Below are 20,740 nucleotides of genomic sequence, written 5' to 3'. Positions count from 1 at the left end.
CTCGACCTGTGTACCATGCGGGTCAAGCGCTACGATGTTCCACCCAGCTTGTACTTTTTTCCAGATAATTTCTCTAGTAGTCCACGATTTACCCGCACCCATACCACCAAAGATTAAAGTGGGGTAGCCAATGGTGTTGTTAATCCAGCGATATTTGTCACCAGGAGCGATTGCTTGGCTGTCTGCCCCTGCAACCTTATCGTTGGGGTCAATCGTCCCTTGTAAAGTCTGACTCCCTTGTAGATAAGGCGTTTTCATCTCCCGTAGCTGCTTGATGTAATCTGCTTTCTGTTCTTCAGTCATCCCAGCCGTCTGCGCTTCAAAAATAGCGTCGGATGCTTCCATTTGGGTGACTTCAATTTCCGTGTGGGCGTAAATCTCGGCTTTTTGGATGTCAACAGTGCGATCATTGGCTATTAAATCCAAGTCGGCTTGTAACTGGACTTCTGCGATCGCAACATCTCGGTAACTATCTAACAACTCCGAACGTGCCGCCATCTCTGCTTTTGCAGCATCCCGTTTTTGGGCGATGTCTTCAAATACGGCTTTCTGCTTCTCCTCATACTGACAGTGCCTCAGCATCCAGCCAGCAAGCGCAAACCCCAGGAATCCCCCAAACGCCCAAAAGGGTTTGTAAGGGTTCGTCGCCTTCACCAACCCGTTTACCCCCATCGCTGGATCTCTCACTACTTGGCGGGGCATTCCATCACTCTTCCACTGTGACCAATAAAATGGGGTCATGCGAAAAGGACGGTTATCTTTGTCCTGACACACTAATGTTTTCTTTGGGGTTTTGATGCAGAAATAAATTCTGTCGCTGCTAGTTCCCTGCCACGCCATCGCAGCCGAGCTAATTCCCACTGTCAAACTTAGCCCAATGGCAACAGCTTTTTTATCCATCGGTAACTGTCCAAACCACTTCATTAAACCCGATTGTTGCGACTCGGATAACTGTTTATGTTTCTCGGTTAAGTAATTCATTTACCTCTCCTACCACTAAATAGAAAAATCATTAATATCGCTAGAAATATGCCCACTCCTGCACCATCCATCCAACTTGAAGATTCAGCAGTTTTTGGCTTATAAACCGACTCGATAGAAGTCTTAGCTGTACCAGTGGAAGTTCTCGATTCATTCCATTCACTAATCGGTTCGGAAAGCGCACACAATAGGGCTAATGACGCACTGCAACCAGTCATTAAATTAGTAACGAAATTATTAAAACCTTCACCCGTTGCAGTGGCAGTAAAATACAGATGTGCAGTACCCACAGCAAGGAACATTCCAACTGGGTGAACTTGCAATAGATGAAAGGTGAAAATCACTGCACTATTTAGACAACTGCCAGCCACAATTTCACAAGCATTACCAGCACGTCTAAATGTTCTACCTCTATTATTTTCTGGTAATTGTTGTGGCTGTGATGGTTGCTGTTGTTTCTGTTGTTGTGGAGTCTGTGCCAGCCCTTCAAATGAAAAAGAGCTGACGCTATGAGGATCTTCATTTCGTTTCCTTACTAGCATCAGCCTGTGTCCTTTCAACTAATAGTTATCTGTCGCCCAATTTGTTCCACAAATTACCCAGCATTGCACCCCAGCCGCGAACTGTTCCTGTTGCTGAAATACTAGATGCAGGTGCATGATTTTGGCTAGTAACTGGTATCACTTCTTGGGGTGTTTGGTTTGGTTCTAAAGCTCTGGAACCGTACCTTGCACGGGCTAAAAGTTGTTGGCGTTTTTCTCTTAACCCCGTGGTGATAGCTTGGCGTTCAGCTTGCACAACTTGCCTATTTTCGATGCCGCTAATCTTGTTTTCATGCCGCCAAAGTTCCGCTTGTAAGTCTTGATGTAATTGGGCTGCAACTTCGGTTAAGGCGTGTTTGCGCTTTTGGTCAATTCGCAATAGATCCGCTCTATCTTGGGCATCTATCTTGCCCATCTCCGAATCAAAATCGGAGTTGAGTTTGCGAATTTTGGCGATAGCACCCGCTACATGAGAGCCGTATTGTTTACGAAGTTCAGTCCAGGTAACTTGACCTTTTGTTAACTTCTCCATCGCCTCAAAGACAACTTTGGCATTGTCCAGAAATGGTTCTAATCGGTCACTTAACTCTTGGGCATTATTCGCATAATCCGCAAACTGTTCGAGCTTATTTATATCCGAAAGATAGCCCAGAATATCAGACTCAAATCCTCCCCAAGATTGCGCTTTCTCGTCGATATGCGAGCTATGACCAACTACCGGATTACGTATTGCAAAGTCCATTGTTAAGACTCCTTAGTGCTGATATTTCAATTGATTAATCAGTGCCTCTGCCAGTCCCAGATGTTCGCCTAAAGTCACCCTTTTATTGATACTTTGGGCAATAAGAGAAACTGTTGAAACAGCCGCCGCCGCTACTGAACTGCCTTGGAGATTTATCTCTGCACTCAACAGGTTTTGGACGACTCCGTGTAAGAGCAATAGTTTTTCTATCTTGCTAAGTTGCTCAAATGTGCTGCCGTATTGTTGTTGAAGCTCGTCTAAATACGAACCATCTCCTGGCATGGCTGAGGTAAAGTACCCAATTGGTTTACTCATGTTGCTACAATCCTTATGTCGTTTATCGTTATGCGGCGGTAGACACATTGGTAGGGCGATTGCACCGACGGCCAATCATTGCAATCGCTCTCCCCATCACTGAAAAAAGCCTTCTCTTGAAACATCCACAGTTGAAGCTGTGGCTGACCATTGCAGAGTATTGAAAAACTGGGTAACATCCCCAAGGGTGACATCGCAATCAAAACGTAAGCCATGATATTGTGGATGCTGCCTAATTTCGGTTACTAATTGTTGTGCTTGTGCAATCAATTCTGGCAGTGGTTGAGTATTCATAATTGACCTCAAAATATTGATAATTGCAGTGATTCTTGGCTGATGACTCTCGCATTGGTACTCATTCCTGACACTTCATAGCAGCGAGTAGTTAAAGCTTTGTGGTTGAGCAATAAATCAGCCTTCTTTCGTTGTCCAGCCAGAGGTCGAAAGTGATACTTTGGGTGTTGGATTGTGCCTGTTTTAAACAGATATTGATAGAGTGTTCTATCAATCTGGTACACTCTAGAATTGGTTAGTAGGGTTGAGTCATAGACTCTGCTTAAATTATTCATTGCTGCCTCTATTGACTCCAAAAGAGTACAAATGATTACGCTTTTTGGCTGTCGTTGAAAGCATAAGCTTGTCCCTCAACTTGGGAGTAGAATTCGATATTTAGAATTGCTTCGTGAATCTCCATCAAGGCTTGAACGGCATCGCCCAGACGCAGGTCATTCGATGTACTGAACCGTTCAGACGCTTCGATTTGTTGATAATTTGGGGATGCTTGTACAAACCTTAAAGTCTGTTCGCAACCGAGGATAATGGTCATGATTTCGGTTGTTGTTAGGCTTGGTTGTGTCTTTTGGGTGTCTTGGCCGCTCATGACTTCTTTCCTTTTCTTTGAGCTTTTATCGGTGTGGGTTGGGGTTCTGGCTGATTACTTGGGGATTGTGGCTGGTTCGGCTTTTGTAGTACATAGCTGATTGCCCCTGCACCTCCCACGGCTGCGGCGATGGTGAACATATTGTTTCTACCAAAGTGCTGGACTCCGAAGTAGCCAACGGCTAACGCTGCGGCTGTTGCACCAATGCCTAAAACCGTGTTCCTGAATGTGGTTCTGCTCATGCTGCCCCCTTGAAATTAGTGACCATTGCGCTAAGTGCCGATTTATTCGGCTGTGTAGATTGCGCTGTTTCGGGTTTGGGTGTTGTTTGGACATTACCGTGTTGAAAAATCAGCTTCTCTACACCTGCTGATAATGCCTGTGTCGGTGCATCTTGGGGTAAATCAAAAATCTTGCACAATTCAATTACTGCTAAGTAGGAGATGGTTATACGCCGAGATTCGTAATTCATTGATTAGGCTCCAATTGAAATTTGAGTTAATAGCTTCAACCCCAAGGCATTGATAAATTGGGGATTGTTCAAAATCACAAAGCCAAAACCGGCTAAGTTTTGATCCACCACCGGCAGAGAAACACCCCCACCCCAGGCGACAAGGTATTTAGCGCGGTCTAGATAATTACCAGCAGTCACGAAATTGGCGAATTTCTCAATCCTCGTACTCCACCAACAATCTAGACACTGGCTGTACTCTGCCTCGAAGTTCTTGCCTGTGAGGTGGTTGCCGCCGTATGTAAAAGTGCCTTCTAGAATGCCCTGGTTCACCAAACTAGGCGAGTGCTTCACATCCTTGGAAAGCAGACTCACTCTGTCGTTTCGCTTGTCGAGAGCTTCTGCAATCATGCTGTGCAGTTCACCGCAACCACCTTCAATCAAGTGACGGTCAATCACTGCACCACTGCCGTTGAACACGGTTACAAGCCAAGTTGATGAACCGATATCGAGTGCGATCGCTAATTCTGAAGGGTCAAGTACCAGGGACGCTTCACCGAATAAACAATGGGCAATACTTCCAAATCCTTCGGGGTAAATGCCAGTAACCGCGATGTCAACTGTCTTGGTGACAATGGAACGAGTCACAGGATGCAGGTGTTCAAAGGTGTGAGTCCCTTCAACCCTGCGTTTAATCTCAGTCGCCCAGCGTTCTGGGTTGTGGTTGCTCAAACTAATTGAAAGCTTGAACCCATCGGGAATATTCAGAACTGCTAAGTCTGCAAGAATGCTTTCTAGTGCCAGTTCTGCTTTTTTCGCCTTATCCTCGTGCAGCAAGGTGTGGTCACTTTGCGCTAGAGCAGCACTGCCCCAAAAGAATTGAATATCTTTTAAGTCCAGGCGTGAACCTTGTACATAACGCAGCCATGCCCCATCTTTTGAGATGGTTTCGTGGTGCATGATGTTTCGGTTGCGAACTAGTGAGTATACGGCTGGCATCATGATCGAAAAATCACCGATGATTGCCTTCCCATACCCTGCTCCTGCGTCCTTACCTCCTGTGAGGTCAGTTAGCCCGGAATTGGCTAACAAGTCTGCTTGAACTAGCCAATTTTTGGCATTGGAATATATAGCTGTCATGGTTCTGATGATTGTTAAAGTCTTGATTTTTCTGGCTTTGGAGAATTTAAAGGCTGAATCCTCTTAAATCCGCACATCCAGTTGGGGGCAAGCCAAAGCATCACTTTCTGGCTTCTGTTGCCTTTGTTGGGTGGCTGTTTTTGGCTTGATGATGCTAGTATAGCACTAATAGTGCTAATAGTGCTATTAGAACTCTTAGTGCTAATAATGTTATTAGTGCTTTTGATATCTTTAATGTGCTAGGAGAGTACTATGGATGCTGTATACAGCAATTAGTTCTGAATTAATGGCACGACCGCGAATTACAGTTACCGTGTCTGATGACGTTTATCAGTATCTTAATGAATGGGCAGATCGAGAAGAACGACCATTGGCTAATCTTGCAGCTTACTTGCTAAGTCAGGCTGTCAGAGAACATCAAGAACAAAGTGAATCTGCCAAACCTAAAAAAGGTAAGGGTACAGCATAAGTTAATCACTAAGACAGGACAGACAAATTCAACCCAACATACAGATAATCCCTGACTTAACTATGATTTTTGATAGCGCCAATGACCACAGTTAAAGACCCACTACCCAATTTTCAACTCCCGCCGCACAACGAAGCAGCGTTAGAGATGATTAGGGAAGCTATAGAGCATGAATCCGCTCTTGCTCTAGCGGCTGGTGGTTTTGCACTTGGTACAGGCAGCTTCATTAGTCCTTTTGGCTGGGTTGCTTTTGCATTGGCTTACAAGCCTTTGGTACGAATTCAAAAACTTGCACGGTTAGAAAAATTAACAACTGCTCTTTTGGATGAGTTTAAGAGCGAGGAAATACAAGTATTTCCGGTAATTAAGGTAGAAGACAAAAACCCTATCGACTTGTTCATTAGGTTTCCGCGCAAAACTCACTTATTTATCTCAATTCGCTCAAAAGGAGACAGCGAGATTATTTATAACGAAAAGAGGGAGATTTTACAGGTAAAGCGGAAAAACAAAAGTGGTTTAAGAACCTGGGAACCCTGCCCTCTAGTTGAACTAGCAGATTACAAAAGCTGGTTTGACAAAAACAGAAATTTGTTTGGGATGTCCTCTCGTGAAGCTCAAAAGACACCCACAGCAAAAGTTTTGGTCTTATGGCCTCCCACCAAGGCGGCCGACGATCATAATTCACACCTTTATTCTGAAGTTGGAAGTATGAGAATTCTAGCTCTCAGAAGGAAAGGGACTGCATTTGTAATTCAACAGGAGGAAATAACCGAGTTTATCAAGGCTTGGTTAGCCGAATACAAATAGGCAAAACAATGAAAACCTCACGTCCTGCGAGGACAGCGAGGTTTTCAAATGGAATTGGGGTATCTGGTTGTGCCAACCGCCGGATTAATATCCCTAATAGTAATCTTATCTTACACGAAGTGAGTGTTAAGCCCTTGTTACACTACCGACCCAGCGACAAAAAGTAATTCAGGAATTTTAAGTAATTTTGTGCTTATATTTCTGAAAGTTTGTATTAGAAGATTACTGCCAAAGGATAGCTCCAATTCCTCCACCACACATCAAGGAGGAATTGCTCAATGTCACCATTACAACAATTTAATAACTCGCTTCAGCATCAACAATTGAATAATAAACGTGCTGAAGCATTAAATGTTGAACCAGAGCTTGCTGAAGGTAATAAAATCAAGTTCGCGTTTAACGCAACTGGAAAAAACAAAGACTGGGACTTTAAGAAGCTGGCCGGTAACTTCATTGATGTAGAAGGCACTCTAGCCGATGTCCAGGAACATATTAAAGCAGGTCACGCTATCTGTGCTGGCTTGTTAGGCGGGAAATGGCGCAGTAAGGCCAATGTGATCGGTTCTCAGTGGCTACTACTGGACATCGATAATTCCGATGTCGCCCGTGATGCTTATGATAAGCCCATCAAGGACGAGAATGGAAATTATATCAAAGTTTACAAGCACCAATTAACGATCTCAGAAGCCCTAGCCCATCCCTTCATTAAAAAACACTGTGCTTTAATTTACACCACTGCCAGTCATAAACCAGAGTGGCATAAATTCCGGTTGGTTTTCCTTCTCCCCGAATATGTTCAAGGTGCTGATACTGTAGAAGCTTGTACGCGCTTCCTCATGCAGCAGTTACCGCATGATCCAGCTTGTAAAGATGCAAGTCGTGTTTTCTACGGCAGCACAGAGGCAGAATTCCCGCTAGTCAACCCTGAAGCCACAATACCCGCAGAATGGATAAGTGAAGCTCTAAAGATCGCGCAACAGGAACGGATTGAGTATCAGCAACGAATTCAAGAAATTGAGTCACGGCGTAAAGAGTGGCGTGAGATTTCCGTCACTGAAGGCTGGGACATTGACCAGCTAATCCAGAACGCGCTTTCATTCATCCCACCACGCACCCCAGGAAGCGGTAATTATGACGAATGCCGTCAGGTTTTGATGGCACTAGTTAACCATTATGGGGCATCTGAAGCGGAAATTATAGCCGAGCAGTGGTCGCCCAGTATCAAAGGCTCAACTTGGAACATCCACGCTAAGATTCGCAGTTTTCGGCGTGGGGGGATTACGATCGGAACACTGTTTCACATTGCCAAACAGTATGGCTTTCGCTTCCCGCAACGGCAGTATGAACCCAACCTCGGCAACAAAGGAGTAATTAGCCGTGAGGAGTGGGAGCTTGGGCGAGTTAGAGAGGACTTGAGCAGCTTCCAAAATTTATTAAGGCAAGCGATTGCTCCATTTAGTTCGATATTTAAAGGATTTAAAGCCCCACCAACACCCAAGCCCTTACCCGAAATTGACACGCCTTCGGCCAATGTAATTGTTTACAAGCCCGGCAATATCCCGTACATAACTGAAGTTACAGGCAATATCTCTATCTCCTGCCAGCCAGAAGAACATATTACCGCTTGGGTGGAAGCTGTTTCTAAAGGCTGGACACAAATCTTAGATAATTCTCACCCTGGACTGGGCAAGTCTTACAACGCGGGGCAACTGACGGCGGGGCTATTCGGCGTTGATAAACTAATTTACCAGGATGCCAACCACAGAAACCCATCTACTCTGCCGATTGAGACGAATTTTGTTGACTTACCAGTGCGGCACAACGGCTTTAAACTTGACCCCACCCGCAAAACTCCTACTGGTGAAGATTTTAAACTGTGGACTAAAGCGGGTGAGACTGCCGACACTGATGGCAATTGTCACAGAACTTACTTATTTAACGCCTTCCGCAACAAGAATTTTAGCAGCCTTGATTTTGAAGAGAGCGGCATCAGCCCCATCTGTGGCGGTTGTTCCCTTAAGAATCAGTGCCGTTTCGCCAGTGGTGACGGTTTTGGATTCCGCTTTCAAAAGCGCAGTGCAATTCAAAATTATTCTGAACTCAGAGCGCACCCAGACTCTACACCTGTCACTTTAACTAACGCTGCTGACCAAACTTTCACTGTTGGGCGGTTATGGGAAGAAGCAGGTACGCTCATCAAGCCCGTGCGTAATGTTGATGTGAACCGAGGCGATTTTGAAACCACTGTGGGCAAGCTGCTACTGTTAGAACCAAACATAATGTCACAGCTGCAACCTGCACTAAAAGTTTTACACCAACTGCTTACTCAGCAAATTAAACCTACTAACCGCTACGGGTTCGATGATGCCAGCATCCGAGCGCTGCTGCCCCCTTTCCCCACAGGCTTAGATATCGAAGCGATTCAGCAAACTGTAGAACCTGATTTAACTTTCTTAGAGGACTTAGACTCTATTGATATTACTGGAGATAAACAACTCAAAAAAAGTGCTGCGGCTCGTTATGCTGCCAAAAAGGTAGTTAAAGACAGCGCACGAACAGCCGGGAGGGAGTTTCTTGACTTGCCTAATTACTGGTTGCCTGACTTTCTCGAAGCTTGGAAGGGTGATGGTAGTTTCCAATCTCAATGGGGTGTACTCAGCATTCACCGCCGAAATCCCAAGCATACTGAATTGGCTAAATCAGCCCAATTCAATATTTACCTTGATGCCACTTTCAAATCTCAACAGTTGAAATTGAAACTGGGCATCAATGATCCTGTGTTAGTCATCGAGCAACAACGCCCAGACTACGACAATTTAAAAGTGGTCAACGTTACTGGGCTGGGTAAACTGCCCAAAAATCGCTCTCTTCCACTTAGCGCTCGTGTTAATGCCCTCAAAGAAACCTTGAAAGAACTCTGCCCCACCCTTGGCATTATCGATTGGAAACAGATTGCAACCCAAGCCGAGGGGCGCACAGAATACGGTCACTTTGTCGATGGGCGTGGTGTTAATCGCTTTAGTGAGTGTGATGCGATCGCAAGTTTTGGCATTCCTTACCAAAACATCGGTGTTTTAGCAGCACAATATCAGGTGATGACTGGTGAACCAGTCAACCTGGAAGATAAAAACAGCGCTTTTCAAAAGTATCTCACAGACCTGATCCGTGCAGAAATCATCCAAGAGATTGGCCGATTACGCGCTCATCGTCGCTCCAATGTGGAGCTAACATTCTACTTCTGCGCTGACTATGACCTTAGTTTTCTCTTAGATGAACTGCCCGGAATCAAGTTAGAGGTTGTCGATGCCTGCTCTCTATGCACCGAAGCGGGTAGCCGAGATCAGCAGACGGGACACGCCATCGTCAAAGCGTTTACCCAGCTTTGGGAGTCGCAGCAGAAAATTGGTCAAACTGCGATCGCCAAAATCATAGACACTACCCAAGGATGGGTAAGCCGATTTACCCAGCGTTGGGGGGGCTGGCAGCACTTTAAAAAATTATTACTCCTACTATTAGATAGTCTTAATAGCGGTAGTAATAAAAATTTGGCTGACTTAGACGACGATGAAAAGTGGTTAGCCCGTACATACTTCCCGATGTTGATTGCTGAATCAGAATCATCACCTGAAGATACCTTAGAACACGTCGCTGAAGTTGCCACAATCTTTACTAATACTGCACTGCGACGAGTTTTAAACTCATGTAGTCCGGCTGTTAAGGCTGACTTGCTAATGATTGTACTGAGTTGTCTGCCTACTGAAGTTTACTCAATTTCAGTTTCTCCACTCTCTGCATCACTCGCAGAACCTGCGCTATCACCTTGAACAGTCATAAGAACTGATTCCAGACGATAACCAGCTTCGCGGATGTAATAAGAAGCTGCACCCACGTCTTCAAACACGCTGTCAAATTGGGGATGAGTTGACGGGAAAATCTTTCTCAACCGTTCGCTGATTCCTGAAAGTTCTTGCTGAATTGCGATTAGTTCTTGAGTATCATCATCCATACTTATTTACCACAAAGATAGCTGCCCTGGTGAAACATTTGATTTCCCACCTCTGTGGTATAAAAGGTGACAGGCACTGCACAGGGCTATAAGGTTTCCTCTGTGGTTATTTGCTGGATTCCTGTCCCAATGATGAACCTGTAGGGTGTACACTCTGCGTTTTGAGCGTGTTAGATGTGATGTTTTTTCACCAGGCGGGATGCAGTGTAACCCGCACTTTTGACAACGCCACTGGGCTTGTTGCTTAACTTCCGTGGCAATTTCTGACCAATTATCTGGGTATAGAGAATAGGTGAACGTCATCAGTCTAATTAAACTAAAGCTTTGAGAATTGTAATGCTTCTAGGGCTGGGCCACGTTTGAAAAAATATTACTCCTGCTATTAGATAGTCTTAATAGCGGTAGTAATAAAAATTTGGCTGACTTAGACGACGATGAAAAGTGGCTAGCGCGTACATACTTCCCGATGCTGATTGCTGAATTGGAGTCATTACCAGATCACCTCTTAGAGTCAATGGCAGAAGTTGCCCAAGTTTTTGGTACTAGAGCAATGAATCGATTCTCCCACTTGTTGCCCCGGTGCAGCAGGATGATTCAATCCCATCAATACTTATGTGCGTTGCTCAATCTTTTGCTGTGCCAAAATATATGAGTTTAATATAGTCCCAAGTAGTTTAATGTCGAAAAAAACTGAAGACTTATTTAAAAGATATGCTGCTGGAGAAAGAAATTTTTCTGGTATCAGTTTGGATGGTATGGACTTGTCTGGAGTTGATTTGAGTGGGGCTGACTTGAGCAATTCTGGCTTAGGTGAAGCATATTTAGAAGAGGCTAATCTAGAAGGAGCCAATCTCCGCAATGCCCATTTGGGGCAAGCTTGTTTAGTTAAGGCTAATCTCAGAAATGCTGATTTGAGTGGAGCTAATTTGGGATTTTCTTACCTATCTAGAACTGACTTGACCAATGCCAAATTAGTTAATGCTTACTTGAGTGCTGCTGACATGATTGAGACAAATCTAACTGGATCTGACCTGACTGGAGCAGACTTGGAAGGCGCATATATGAAGCGGTGTGTCTACAGCAATACCATCATGCCTGATGGCACTATACGTCAGAGTTAGAATTTAGGCTAAATAAGGCTAATTTTCATAAATGCCTATACTGTGCTGGATGCAGATTTTTTAGCTTAAAACCATCTGTGTAGGCGTAACAATTTGAATTGAGTCGAGCAACCTTTCATGAAACTCCCAAGAAGCCCCTTAGAGGCAACACCAGTATAACCTTTACTCATAATTTAACCAGCTTAGATTTCTTCATCACTGTAAATCTTTGGCACAAAAGCTGACCTGTTTGGTTCTCTGGTTGGTTCTCTGGTTGGTTCTGATTTCGCTTCTGGTTCCTGCGTTGCTGGCCGTTGTTTTTTATTCTTGCCCTTCTTACTTTTTACAGGTGCTTCTTCAGCTTCGCTGCTTTCAACAACTGCCTGCTGATTTTCAGTAGCCCCCTGAACTGACGTACTACTACCGCCGTCATCAGATGCTTGATGACGGCGACGGCTGCTTTTCTTCAACTCACCGATTAAATATTTGATTCTGCTACCTGTCAAATTAATACCCAGACCCTTCAGCATTTCTGAGACTTCATCGTAGGTGTAGCCATACTTGTCAGAGGTCAGCTTCTCAATGTATCGCCTCATTTTTCTAATAGCTTCTCTATCTGATACAGACTCTCGCTCTTTCGGCTTCTGCTCCTTCAGCAGATTGATAGCCTTATCAATCTTGCCCTTCGTAATTACTTCTGAATTCTGATGCTCACTCATGGTTATCTCGTGAATCCCGATTAACTGATAATTATCGGCTATTTGAAATAATTTGCACCAAGAAAGTTTTCAAAATTCTACAAAAATCGGCTATTGTGGCTACGCCGAATTACCTTTTCATATTAGGGCTACGCCTTATATGTTTTAGTGTGGCAGCTTCGCTGGTCTTCTTATTCAAGCTAATGCTAAAAAATTTGGCTATTACAGCTACGCTGAATAACAGAACTTTACTTAAAACAGCTTCGCTGAATTATCTTTTCGTATTCCAGCTACGCCCAACTATTATATTGTGTGGTAGCTTCGCTGAATCAGAGAATTTTCATATAGCGGCTACGCCGTTTTTACCTCTTGTGCTGTGGCTACGCCGAACCAGAATTTACCGACTACTTTCTTTTTTCCTATTGCGGCTACGCCGTTGATATATCCCTCTGTAAGTTGTAGGATGATCAGCAGCACGGCTACGCCTTTATACTCCTGCCCCCAGCCCCCTGCTGTGTCCTCCGTACAGATGTAGCACTTGACACCTCGCTACCCCCAAAATGGGCTTGAAGCCAGCCATGCCTCAAAGCTTACGCTTTGTCTCGCTGCGCTCGAACGGCAGACTGGTTCAAGTGGGGAAACCCCCCTTGAAAAACCCCGTGCGATTCGTTTAACCCAAATCAGATTAGGAAACTAAGCTGAGGGAAGGTTAGTGTGGCACTCAATGCCACAACAACTGATTAATCATGTAGGTGAAAGTCCTACTCCTTTGGTGTCAAGGTAAAAGCACTTCCCCCATTAATGCGACTGGTCATCAAATTGATGAAGCGGGGATGAAAAGCAGACTTCCGAGAGCCGTACTCGGCAAACTGTAAAGCAGGAGTTTATGAGTAACAAAATGAAGATGTGAAGAACCATCGAGATCAAGAATGGGCAACGACGGCTAGTAAAGCCCAAGCCAAAAGGCAAGGATAAAAGTGGAGGTTGGCAAATGGGGTTTTGACCAACAGACATCATCCCACAAACCCGGTGGAGAGCATCACTCTAAAAACTCAAAACAATGATTAATCGGAACGAAGTAACCCACTTAAATGTTCTCGGAAAGGTCGATTTCTGAGAAGTCAACCAAGACGCAAAATCTGGAAGAAATTTCAGACATTAAGTGGAAAGGATTGTGTCAAAAGCGAATGCCTTGGGTAATACCTTGGATATGCTAACAGACACACTGCAACAAGGAAGGTATAGTGTCAAATAGCAATTAATATGTCCAAAACTGAAATAAAATTCAAGGTGGAATGGTCAGACGATATCCCAACCTGTAAAGGAATTGAACCAGAATATAACTGGAACGAAATACCTTGGAAGAAATTGGAACGTCGTACTTTCAAGTTGCAAAAGAGAATATACCAAGCCAGCAGTCGTGAAGATGTAAAAGCAGTTCGCCGACTCCAGAAAACATTAATGAATTCCTGGTCAGCAAAATGTATAGCGGTCAGACGAGTAACCCAAGATAACAGTGGGAAAAACACGGCTGGGGTAGACGGAATAAAATCTATCAAACCTAGCGAACGTTTAAACCTAGTTAAACGTCTCAAACTCACAGGTAAATCTAAACCTACTCGAAGATTGTGGATTCCGAAACCGGGAACGGATGAAAAAAGACCATTGGGAATTCCTACAATATTTGACCGCGCATTGCAAGCACTTGTGAAACTGGCTCTCGAACCAGAATGGGAAGCCCGTTTTGAACCCCACAGCTACGGATTCAGACCAGGGCGGTCATGCCATGATGCAATCGAAGCAATATTTAACTGTATCTGCACCAAGGCTAAATATGTCTTAGATGCCGATATAGCCCAATGTTTTGATGGCATTAATCATGATAGTCTCTTAAGGAAAATCAACACATTCCCGACTCTAAGCCGACAGCTAAAAGCGTGGCTAAAATCGGGCGTGATGGACAGAGGAAATCTATTCCCAACTGACAAAGGAACACCACAGGGGGGAGTAATATCTCCGTTGCTGGCTAACATTGCATTGCATGGAATGGAGAACCGAATACAGCAGTTGTTTCCAAAAAGAAGCAAGAAAGTGAACGGTAAGAAAACAAAAATACCATCACCAACGCTGATTCGATATGCAGATGATTTTGTGATTATTCACTCAGAACTGACCACTGTCCAAAAATGCTTTGAGAGCATATCAGAATGGCTAAAAGATATAGGGTTAGAACTGAAACCAAGTAAAACAAAACTGACCCACACTTTCATTCCATACGAAGGGAATGTTGGTTTTGATTTTCTCGGATTCCACGTTAGGCAATACAAAGTAGGCAACTACAGAAGTGCCAAAACTGGTAATGGAAATATACTAGGTTTCAACACCCTCATCACTCCCAGTAAAAACAAGTTACACAAACACCTTGAGAACATAAGTCGAATAATAGAAAAACATAAAAACGCCCCGCAGATTGAGCTAATTAAGAATCTGAATCCAGTAATTAGAGGATGGGCGAACTATTATTCCACAAAGGTAAGTAAAGATATGTTCTCCCTAGCGGACAGTCTAACTTATCAGAAACTCAGGGCTTGGGCAATTCATCGATGTTCCAATAGTGGCAAACAAGAAGCACTCAGAAAATACTGGCATCTTGTCGGTAACGATAACTGGTGTTTCAGCACCCGAAGAGGACATACGCTAATCAAGCACGCAGAAACTCCAATAGTGAGACACACAAAAGTGCAAGGAGAACGTAGTCCTTATGACGGAGATTTTGTTTACTGGAGTACCAGAATGGGGGAACACCCGTTAGCAGATAGCAGAGTAGCCAAACTCCTAAAAATGCAACGCGGTAGATGCACCCACTGCGGATTGTTTTTTCGAGACGATGAAAGAATGGAAATCGACCATATCATCCCAAAATCAGAAGGGGGTAAAAATGGTTATAACAATCTTCAACTACTTCATCGTCATTGTCACGACTTGAAAACTGTTCTTGACGGTTCTTATATCTCAGACAGAACAGATTTAACTGAAGAATATTTATCAGAAAATTCTGACCAAATATTTCTTAGTTTTGGTACTGATGACAACAGCCTTGTTGCTGAGGAGCCGGATGAGGCGAAAGTCTCATGTCCGGTTCTGAATGAGAGGTGGGGAAAGTAATTTCCCCATCGACTCTAACCCTCGCAATGTCCCTAATATTCTCCACTTATGGCGAATCGCAAGCAGTCAAAAGCTCTAATACGAAAGCATATTTTCCCGGTGAGATTGAGTGACATCGAACTGGACTTGCTGCGAATAAAATCACTTGATGCGGGAATGTCAGCAAGTGAACTGATGAGACGTAATGCGTTGATGCGTCCATTACCAAAACGACTAAGTAAGATTAGCCTGCAAACATATTGGGAATTAGGACAAATTGGTAACAACCTCAACCAGCTTGTCAAAGCCACTAACATAGCTATATTAATGGGGCGAACTCCACCAGCAAAACCAGAACTGTTACGAGAACTTTTAGAACTGTTGCATCAGTGCAGACGAGATATTGCCTCGGATGATGTTGATGATGACGACTCGGAAGAAGAGGAAGAGGATGATTGGGAAGCAGACTAAAGGCAGAGGTTTTCGCAAGCTGTTGGATTATTTAGAATCCCGTGAAGATGCCCAACTTATTGGCGGCAATATGAGCGGGAGAAATGCGCGAGAATTGGCGCGGGAGTTTAAGCTATCTCGACAACTAAATTCTGATGCAGACCGAGTTGTTTACCATGTCTCACTGTCAGCAGCCAAGGGTGACAAATTAGATGATGAGAAGTGGAGCGAAATCGGCGACCGTTACATGAAGGAAATGGGCTTTGATGCCAATCAGTTTGTCATCTTCCGCCACCATAACACCGATGACGACCACATCCACATTGCAGCCAGCCGCATTAGGATGGATACTGGGCTTTTAGTCCATGATTCCTGGGATTATGTTCGCTCTGAAAAAGTTCTGCGACAAATCGAGCAAGATTATGAGTTAGTACAAGTCCAGGGCAGTAGAGAGAAACTTCAGCGCACACCCAGCACCGGACAAATCAGACGCATAAGGCGAGAACAAGAAGAATTTTCACAGGGACAACGTGACTCTCCTCCACAACGCATCATCAAAGAGTCAGTTCAGCAGACAATTGATAGGGCTAGTGTTGATAATCCCCAAATGCCAACGCTAATCATGCGGCTGCAACAAGCTAGTGTCAGTGTGAGAACAGGTTTTACCAGAAATGGTAAGTCTAAAGGCATTTCTTATGAGAAAGATGGGCAAGCTTTCAGTGGTACACAGTTAGGTGCAGCTTACACTTTCCCTGGACTGCAAAAACATCTTGCTGTTGACTACCAACCAGAACGTGATGATGAACCTATTAATGAATTGCTGCTCAAACCTGTTAAACCACTCCCAATTGAGCAGTTAGAAAAACTCTTTCAAGAAATTGAACGCAAACAACAGCCTCAGTTCACTCCACCACCAGAGGATAAGGTTGTTTGGCAAGTATTACACAAGTACTTAAGCGAGAAACGCTATATACCAGATTATATTTCGCAAGGATTACATAATAATCAGTTGCTTTACATGGATGAGCAACGAAATATTTTGTTTATCAAGCGTGATTTAGATGGTGAAAAAACTGGTGCATTAGTTTGGTCAAAGCCTAGAGAAAATCATCGCACTGTGGAGTACGATCAAAACACTTCTACACAAAATGGTTGGTTTTATTTGAGATTGGGAGGGCAACCAACAGACAAGGTAGAAAACGTCTTTTTGTGTTCTACACGGCGTCACCGTGCCAAAACGGGAAAATCGTACGCTTGTATATTGAAGGAGTGTAGTAGACCGAATGTACGCTGGTTCTTTGAAACCGACCTTAGCAGTGGTCACTACACTCTCAAAAGTGAACTCGAACAGTTGCCTGGGGTATGAAAGCCCGTATCACGCAAGCGCGAGTAACCTTTGGATTTGATCCAAAGCCGGAGGTAGTTATGACAAAACAGTGGATCGGCATTGATGTTTCAAAAAAACGTTTAGATATTTACATTCGTCCGACAGGTGAAGCTTTTTCATGTGACAATACTCCAGCAGAGATTGCTCAATTAGTAGAACGGCTAACAACCTTGTGTTTTTGCCTGCCAGTACCGGAACGCAGTAGCCACAGCGCAACTAGCGATAACTTCTAGCACAATTGGTAATGCCATTTTCTTCCAACAAATTTGACCTTTGACTTGCATTTTTCACCCCTCAGTAATTTTCTTATGGTTCCTAAAGGGGCAATTAAAAATGAAACTTGTCAAATCACATCAAATACCACCACTGTTTGAAACGCGGTATTTGCTTTACTAAATTAGTGAGTTTTACGCTGTCGCAGGTTGACAATATTCATGTTAATGTATTAGTAATAAATACTTTAATTTATCAAACACAATTCTATATTTTATCATGTTTAATATTAATTTTAATTGGCTAAATCTAGATATATTAAATCGCATAGGTATTATTTTAAATTTTTTAGCTGGTTTTTTGCTAGCTCCTGACTTAATTGGTAAAGAGAGAATTTTATATTATGAAAAAATATTAGAAACCAAATTTTCCGCATTTAGAAGAAAGGTAAATAGATTCTCTAAAAAACTTTCTTTAGTTATATATAGTATGACTATAGATATATTTAGCCAAGAATTTGACAAGTTATATAGATATATACAAAACACATCATTATTTATTTACAATTTTTTTCAGTTATTTTTATTTATTCCATCTTTGATAATAACAAGCTACTTGTTTTATCAAATCGAGAAAATAGTTATTCTATTTTTTAATAAACAAAACATTTTATATATAATATTGATGATTATCAATATGTTTATTAGTATAATTTTAGCCGTAATTATTTCATATTTTATTTTTAAATTTCTATATCAAGTTTTAATATTTTTCATATTTATTTTAAATAAAATAGAAAATAAAATTAAAAAAGATAACACTTTTTTAGATTTAATGACATTTTGGGGAATAATATTTTTTATATTTGGTAATTTACTTCAATTTATAGCAAGCTTTAAATAAAAAATGTATATCATTTAGCAAATAAATTAAATTTTAATTCTGTTGCCTGGCACTTTGGATTTAAGCTTCATTTGATTATTAACGATTGTGGAGAATTATTAGCATTCAAGCTGACTCCTGCCAACGTTGACGACCGTAAGCCAGTACCAGAGATGACTAAAGATTTAATTGGTAAACTCTTTGGAGACCGAGGATATATTTCACAAAAATTATTTGAGGAGTTATATGAGCGAGGTTTAGAGTTAGTCACTAAATCCAAAAAGAAGATGAAAAACCGTTTGGTAAAACTGATTGATAAAATTCTTTTACGCAAACGAGCGGTAATTGAGTCCGTTAATGACCATCTCAAAAATATGTGTCAAATAGAACACTCAAGGGCGTCGTAGTGTGTTTAACTTTTTGGTTAATTTGATGGCTGGTTTAGTTGCTTACACTTCTTTGCCCAAAAAACCGTCGATTGACATTTACCCGCACTACCTCCTGCCGTTTTTTAGTTCGTCGAACTCACGTTAATGTGGTTTCAAAATCGGCTTGTTTGCAGTTCGCTACACTTAGCGTACGATTTTCCCGTTTTGGCACGGTGACGCCGAGTAGTCTTGGGGCATGGCTGGGTGCTGTATACAAATTTCTTTTTGGATACAGATATATTATGAACAATTCCAGAATTTTAACGCTTTAAAGCGATTCTCTTTTGTTACAGCCAGTTTTTATACTTCAATCCCCGACTTAATTTTCTCGCTATCCTCACCAATACATCATTCATTCACAATCAAGTTATAGTCTATATAACCAAGCATCGCCCCTCTTTTTATCGCCTCATAACGGTTCTTGACGTGCCATTTACTGTACAAATCACTCGCATAATGTTTGACTGTACTAACAGAGAGAAACATTTCTTTGGCAATAATTTCAAAACCTAAACCCTGAGCCAGTAAACGCAGAACTTGTATTTGTCGTTCGGTGGGAGAGTCAAGCAAGTTTTTGTCAGCGAAACTAGGGTCAATATATCTATTTTTATCAAGGCTTTTTAACAGTTTTTTAGCCAGCTTCGGGTCAAGCAGGCATTCATCAAAGTAAGCTCTCTTGATGGCAAGTTCAATCAATTCTACATCAGCACTTTTGAGCATATAAGAATCAGCCCCATGATGGAAAGCTGACTTAATAAAGTCGGAATGAGTCTGATTAGTAAAAATTACCACTTTACTACTAGTATTCCTTTTAATTGAACGAGTCAGTTCTAAACCACTCATATCGGGTAATAGTAAATCAACTAACACAACATCAGGGTTGGTCTGTTCAATTAACTGAAAACCTAACTTCCCACTGGTGGCTGACCCTGTAACTTCGATATCTGGAGATTGTTCCATAGCACCTTTGATGCCTAAGAGCGTGAATGTTTCTGGTTCAACAATTACTATTTTCAGCATGATGTTGATAATCCTCTAATAATAAATGGCTGTTTATTCGGTTATTTCTTATTGGTGTCTAGCGGACACGTTTGAGACACTTGGTGTCTGGGTCGTGTCTAGGGTAGTGTCTGCTGGTGTCTAAGCTTTATAAGGGTTTTGGGGTTTAGTGTCTGTGGTGTCTGGTGTCCTGTGTCCGCGAAAAAAGGGCGTTTTTGGGGCTAGACACCAGACACTATTAGCAGTCAAATTTGATTGAGCTTGATAACACCCTCGCCTATCCAGTCCGCCAATCCTGCCCCCACAATTTCATACATCCACCCCTTGATTTGCTCTACAGTGAATCTCTCACCGTTCACTTTAAAATTGCCCTTAAACTCTCTTACATCAGCTTCAATTCGTTCAGTTCTGGTGAGATATTCATACAGTTTTTGCGCCATTGGTGACAGTTTATTAGGTTTATCTTGGGTGTCACCTGCTTTGTTACCAAGATTGAATTCCAGTTCATAAATCCGCTCTAAAGTAGCTTTATCAATGGTTGTCGGTTCATTACTGTTCACAGGTTTATCAAGGCGAAAATCAATTCGCTTCTGGTCAAGTTTAGGCAGTTCAATATCAATCCATTGACCATGCCCAGGTAATTTAATCTTGCCCTGACCACTAGCTTTGGCTTCTGTCGTGATTGGGTCAATAGTTGCGATTAATTCAACTTCTAACAGTGAAGCATCTCGAAGTTTTGATAGTCCTTTGGCTTTGGCTAAAATCTCCATTGTGCGGTCATGAGCTACGAACAAAGGAATCATTAATTGTTTGCGAGATTCGGTCATGGCACAGCGAAACCATTTACCAATAAAATCAGGGTCGGGCTTCCATTTTTCATCCTCACAATCGTCTGGCATTGGCTCAACAATGTTATCTGTCCAAGTTGTAAATTCTTCACAGATAACTGATAGCATCTTGCCCGATGCTCGTAATTGTTCTGTCCACTGTTCTTCAGTCAGCCCACTACTCCGGTAATCTTCATAGCGCTGGCGCATTTCATCCATGTACCATTGCATAAAGAGGGCTATTTCTTTGTAGCCGGTAATCAGCCGCACACCTCGCCA

Annotated in this window: 23 protein-coding genes and 4 pseudogenes; 11 read left to right on the top strand and 16 right to left on the bottom strand. The window is 42.7% G+C overall.

Annotated elements, in window-relative coordinates:
• The 10 genes and pseudogenes from ACWATR_RS36920 to ACWATR_RS36875 all read right to left on the bottom strand — a co-directional run.
• Positions 1 to 981 (bottom strand): annotated as a pseudogene (locus ACWATR_RS36920) (hypothetical protein); the annotation flags it as partial.
• Entirely contained in the window at positions 978 to 1,523 is a 546-nt protein-coding gene (locus tag ACWATR_RS36915; protein ID WP_460344350.1) for a hypothetical protein, read from the bottom strand. The pseudogene ACWATR_RS36920 and the gene ACWATR_RS36915, both read right to left, overlap by 4 nt.
• A 25-nt stretch (positions 1,524 to 1,548) precedes the next feature.
• The gene (locus tag ACWATR_RS36910; RefSeq protein WP_460344347.1) at positions 1,549 to 2,265 is read right to left on the bottom strand and encodes a hypothetical protein; all 717 of its coding nucleotides are present in this window, start codon (positions 2,263 to 2,265) and stop codon (positions 1,549 to 1,551) included.
• A gap of 12 nt (positions 2,266 to 2,277) precedes the next feature.
• The gene (locus tag ACWATR_RS36905) at positions 2,278 to 2,580 is read right to left on the bottom strand and encodes a hypothetical protein (RefSeq protein ID WP_460344344.1); all 303 of its coding nucleotides are present in this window, start codon (positions 2,578 to 2,580) and stop codon (positions 2,278 to 2,280) included.
• A gap of 96 nt (positions 2,581 to 2,676) precedes the next feature.
• The gene (locus ACWATR_RS36900) at positions 2,677 to 2,874 is read right to left on the bottom strand and encodes a hypothetical protein (protein WP_460344341.1); all 198 of its coding nucleotides are present in this window, start codon (positions 2,872 to 2,874) and stop codon (positions 2,677 to 2,679) included.
• Positions 2,875 to 2,882: 8 nt separating this feature from the next.
• Entirely contained in the window at positions 2,883 to 3,149 is a 267-nt protein-coding gene (locus tag ACWATR_RS36895) for a hypothetical protein (RefSeq protein WP_460344338.1), read from the bottom strand.
• A 35-nt stretch (positions 3,150 to 3,184) separates the two neighbouring features.
• Positions 3,185 to 3,460 carry a hypothetical protein gene (locus tag ACWATR_RS36890; RefSeq protein WP_460344335.1) on the bottom strand — a complete coding sequence of 92 codons (276 nt, stop codon included), beginning with the start codon at positions 3,458 to 3,460 and terminating at the stop codon, positions 3,185 to 3,187.
• Complete coding sequence (locus tag ACWATR_RS36885; RefSeq protein WP_460344332.1) at positions 3,457 to 3,702, bottom strand: hypothetical protein; 246 nt, start codon at positions 3,700 to 3,702, stop codon at positions 3,457 to 3,459. Before ACWATR_RS36885 ends, ACWATR_RS36890 begins: the two co-directional genes overlap by 4 nt.
• Entirely contained in the window at positions 3,699 to 3,932 is a 234-nt protein-coding gene (locus tag ACWATR_RS36880) for a hypothetical protein (protein ID WP_435026441.1), read from the bottom strand. The genes ACWATR_RS36885 and ACWATR_RS36880 overlap by 4 nt, the downstream gene beginning before the upstream one ends.
• 3 nt (positions 3,933 to 3,935) lie before the next feature.
• Positions 3,936 to 5,051 (bottom strand): ParM/StbA family protein, encoded by a 1,116-nt coding sequence (locus ACWATR_RS36875; protein WP_460344328.1) that lies wholly within the window; start codon positions 5,049 to 5,051, stop codon positions 3,936 to 3,938.
• Positions 5,052 to 5,307: 256 nt separating this feature from the next.
• On the opposite strand from ACWATR_RS36875, the gene ACWATR_RS36870 reads away from it, so the two are divergent.
• From ACWATR_RS36870 to ACWATR_RS36860, 3 genes are all read left to right on the top strand, one after another.
• Complete coding sequence (locus ACWATR_RS36870) at positions 5,308 to 5,520, top strand: ribbon-helix-helix domain-containing protein (RefSeq protein ID WP_460344325.1); 213 nt, start codon at positions 5,308 to 5,310, stop codon at positions 5,518 to 5,520.
• Positions 5,521 to 5,601: 81 nt separating this feature from the next.
• Complete coding sequence (locus tag ACWATR_RS36865) at positions 5,602 to 6,327, top strand: hypothetical protein (RefSeq protein WP_460344322.1); 726 nt, start codon at positions 5,602 to 5,604, stop codon at positions 6,325 to 6,327.
• Positions 6,328 to 6,605: 278 nt separating this feature from the next.
• Positions 6,606 to 10,151, top strand: coding sequence for a PriCT-2 domain-containing protein (locus ACWATR_RS36860; RefSeq protein ID WP_460344319.1), 3,546 nt, complete (start codon positions 6,606 to 6,608; stop codon positions 10,149 to 10,151).
• On the opposite strand, the gene ACWATR_RS36855 is transcribed toward ACWATR_RS36860, so the two are convergent.
• Together ACWATR_RS36855 and ACWATR_RS36850 are read right to left on the bottom strand one after the other, a co-directional pair.
• The gene (locus tag ACWATR_RS36855) at positions 10,091 to 10,333 is read right to left on the bottom strand and encodes a hypothetical protein (protein ID WP_460344316.1); all 243 of its coding nucleotides are present in this window, start codon (positions 10,331 to 10,333) and stop codon (positions 10,091 to 10,093) included. The genes ACWATR_RS36860 and ACWATR_RS36855 overlap by 61 nt on opposite strands.
• Before the next feature lie 6 nt (positions 10,334 to 10,339).
• A complete protein-coding gene (locus tag ACWATR_RS36850) occupies positions 10,340 to 10,636 on the bottom strand; it encodes an HNH endonuclease (protein ID WP_460344313.1) in 297 nt (98 codons plus the stop codon).
• Positions 10,637 to 10,748: 112 nt separating this feature from the next.
• Here ACWATR_RS36850 and ACWATR_RS36845 point away from each other — a divergent pair, with 112 nt between their 5' ends.
• Both ACWATR_RS36845 and ACWATR_RS36840 read left to right on the top strand, forming a co-directional pair.
• Positions 10,749 to 10,985, top strand: a complete 237-nt coding sequence (locus ACWATR_RS36845) for a hypothetical protein (RefSeq protein ID WP_460344311.1) — start codon at positions 10,749 to 10,751, stop codon at positions 10,983 to 10,985.
• A gap of 25 nt (positions 10,986 to 11,010) precedes the next feature.
• Positions 11,011 to 11,454, top strand: coding sequence for a pentapeptide repeat-containing protein (locus ACWATR_RS36840; protein WP_460344308.1), 444 nt, complete (start codon positions 11,011 to 11,013; stop codon positions 11,452 to 11,454).
• A 182-nt stretch (positions 11,455 to 11,636) separates the two neighbouring features.
• Here ACWATR_RS36840 and ACWATR_RS36835 read toward each other — a convergent pair whose 3' ends face one another.
• Positions 11,637 to 12,152, bottom strand: a complete 516-nt coding sequence (locus ACWATR_RS36835; RefSeq protein ID WP_460344305.1) for a hypothetical protein — start codon at positions 12,150 to 12,152, stop codon at positions 11,637 to 11,639.
• A gap of 330 nt (positions 12,153 to 12,482) precedes the next feature.
• On the bottom strand, positions 12,483 to 12,608 hold the full coding sequence (locus ACWATR_RS36830; RefSeq protein WP_460344302.1) for a hypothetical protein: 126 nt from the start codon (positions 12,606 to 12,608) through the stop codon (positions 12,483 to 12,485).
• Positions 12,609 to 13,394: 786 nt separating this feature from the next.
• Between ACWATR_RS36830 and ltrA the strand changes: the two genes are divergently transcribed.
• The 6 genes and pseudogenes from ltrA to ACWATR_RS36800 all read left to right on the top strand — a co-directional run.
• Positions 13,395 to 15,296, top strand: a complete 1,902-nt coding sequence (gene ltrA / locus ACWATR_RS36825; RefSeq protein WP_460344299.1) for a group II intron reverse transcriptase/maturase — start codon at positions 13,395 to 13,397, stop codon at positions 15,294 to 15,296.
• Between the two features lie 48 nt (positions 15,297 to 15,344).
• Positions 15,345 to 15,746 (top strand): plasmid mobilization protein, encoded by a 402-nt coding sequence (locus ACWATR_RS36820; protein WP_460344296.1) that lies wholly within the window; start codon positions 15,345 to 15,347, stop codon positions 15,744 to 15,746.
• Entirely contained in the window at positions 15,727 to 17,091 is a 1,365-nt protein-coding gene (locus ACWATR_RS36815; protein WP_460344293.1) for a relaxase/mobilization nuclease domain-containing protein, read from the top strand. The genes ACWATR_RS36820 and ACWATR_RS36815 overlap by 20 nt, the downstream gene beginning before the upstream one ends.
• Before the next feature lie 59 nt (positions 17,092 to 17,150).
• Positions 17,151 to 17,276: pseudogene (locus ACWATR_RS36810) on the top strand (IS110 family transposase); the annotation flags it as partial.
• A 328-nt stretch (positions 17,277 to 17,604) separates the two neighbouring features.
• Positions 17,605 to 18,228 carry a hypothetical protein gene (locus ACWATR_RS36805; RefSeq protein ID WP_460344290.1) on the top strand — a complete coding sequence of 208 codons (624 nt, stop codon included), beginning with the start codon at positions 17,605 to 17,607 and terminating at the stop codon, positions 18,226 to 18,228.
• 35 nt (positions 18,229 to 18,263) lie between these two features.
• Positions 18,264 to 18,741 (top strand): annotated as a pseudogene (locus tag ACWATR_RS36800) (IS982 family transposase); the annotation flags it as partial.
• 242 nt (positions 18,742 to 18,983) lie between these two features.
• Here the strand turns inward: ACWATR_RS36800 and ACWATR_RS36795 are convergent.
• Both ACWATR_RS36795 and ACWATR_RS36790 read right to left on the bottom strand, forming a co-directional pair.
• Entirely contained in the window at positions 18,984 to 19,655 is a 672-nt protein-coding gene (locus ACWATR_RS36795; RefSeq protein ID WP_460344287.1) for a response regulator transcription factor, read from the bottom strand.
• Positions 19,656 to 19,879: 224 nt separating this feature from the next.
• A pseudogene (locus tag ACWATR_RS36790) lies at positions 19,880 to 20,740 on the bottom strand (hypothetical protein); the annotation flags it as partial.

This window comes from Nostoc sp. UIC 10890, assembly GCF_054786515.1.
This window is presented reverse-complemented; position numbering and strand designations above follow the sequence as displayed.

Coding starts and splice junctions, on each gene's coding strand:
- ACWATR_RS36915 (WP_460344350.1), bottom strand. CDS start 1,523: ATGCTAGTAAGGAAACGAAATGAAGATCCTCATAGCGTCAGCTCTTTT.
- ACWATR_RS36910 (WP_460344347.1), bottom strand. CDS start 2,265: ATGGACTTTGCAATACGTAATCCGGTAGTTGGTCATAGCTCGCATATC.
- ACWATR_RS36905 (WP_460344344.1), bottom strand. CDS start 2,580: ATGAGTAAACCAATTGGGTACTTTACCTCAGCCATGCCAGGAGATGGT.
- ACWATR_RS36900 (WP_460344341.1), bottom strand. CDS start 2,874: ATGAATACTCAACCACTGCCAGAATTGATTGCACAAGCACAACAATTA.
- ACWATR_RS36895 (WP_460344338.1), bottom strand. CDS start 3,149: ATGAATAATTTAAGCAGAGTCTATGACTCAACCCTACTAACCAATTCT.
- ACWATR_RS36890 (WP_460344335.1), bottom strand. CDS start 3,460: ATGAGCGGCCAAGACACCCAAAAGACACAACCAAGCCTAACAACAACC.
- ACWATR_RS36885 (WP_460344332.1), bottom strand. CDS start 3,702: ATGAGCAGAACCACATTCAGGAACACGGTTTTAGGCATTGGTGCAACA.
- ACWATR_RS36880 (WP_435026441.1), bottom strand. CDS start 3,932: ATGAATTACGAATCTCGGCGTATAACCATCTCCTACTTAGCAGTAATT.
- ACWATR_RS36875 (WP_460344328.1), bottom strand. CDS start 5,051: ATGACAGCTATATATTCCAATGCCAAAAATTGGCTAGTTCAAGCAGAC.
- ACWATR_RS36870 (WP_460344325.1), top strand. CDS start 5,308: ATGCTGTATACAGCAATTAGTTCTGAATTAATGGCACGACCGCGAATT.
- ACWATR_RS36865 (WP_460344322.1), top strand. CDS start 5,602: ATGACCACAGTTAAAGACCCACTACCCAATTTTCAACTCCCGCCGCAC.
- ACWATR_RS36860 (WP_460344319.1), top strand. CDS start 6,606: ATGTCACCATTACAACAATTTAATAACTCGCTTCAGCATCAACAATTG.
- ACWATR_RS36855 (WP_460344316.1), bottom strand. CDS start 10,333: ATGGATGATGATACTCAAGAACTAATCGCAATTCAGCAAGAACTTTCA.
- ACWATR_RS36850 (WP_460344313.1), bottom strand. CDS start 10,636: ATGACGTTCACCTATTCTCTATACCCAGATAATTGGTCAGAAATTGCC.
- ACWATR_RS36840 (WP_460344308.1), top strand. CDS start 11,011: ATGTCGAAAAAAACTGAAGACTTATTTAAAAGATATGCTGCTGGAGAA.
- ACWATR_RS36835 (WP_460344305.1), bottom strand. CDS start 12,152: ATGAGTGAGCATCAGAATTCAGAAGTAATTACGAAGGGCAAGATTGAT.
- ltrA (WP_460344299.1), top strand. CDS start 13,395: ATGTCCAAAACTGAAATAAAATTCAAGGTGGAATGGTCAGACGATATC.
- ACWATR_RS36820 (WP_460344296.1), top strand. CDS start 15,345: ATGGCGAATCGCAAGCAGTCAAAAGCTCTAATACGAAAGCATATTTTC.
- ACWATR_RS36815 (WP_460344293.1), top strand. CDS start 15,727: ATGATTGGGAAGCAGACTAAAGGCAGAGGTTTTCGCAAGCTGTTGGAT.
- ACWATR_RS36805 (WP_460344290.1), top strand. CDS start 17,605: ATGTTTAATATTAATTTTAATTGGCTAAATCTAGATATATTAAATCGC.
- ACWATR_RS36795 (WP_460344287.1), bottom strand. CDS start 19,655: ATGCTGAAAATAGTAATTGTTGAACCAGAAACATTCACGCTCTTAGGC.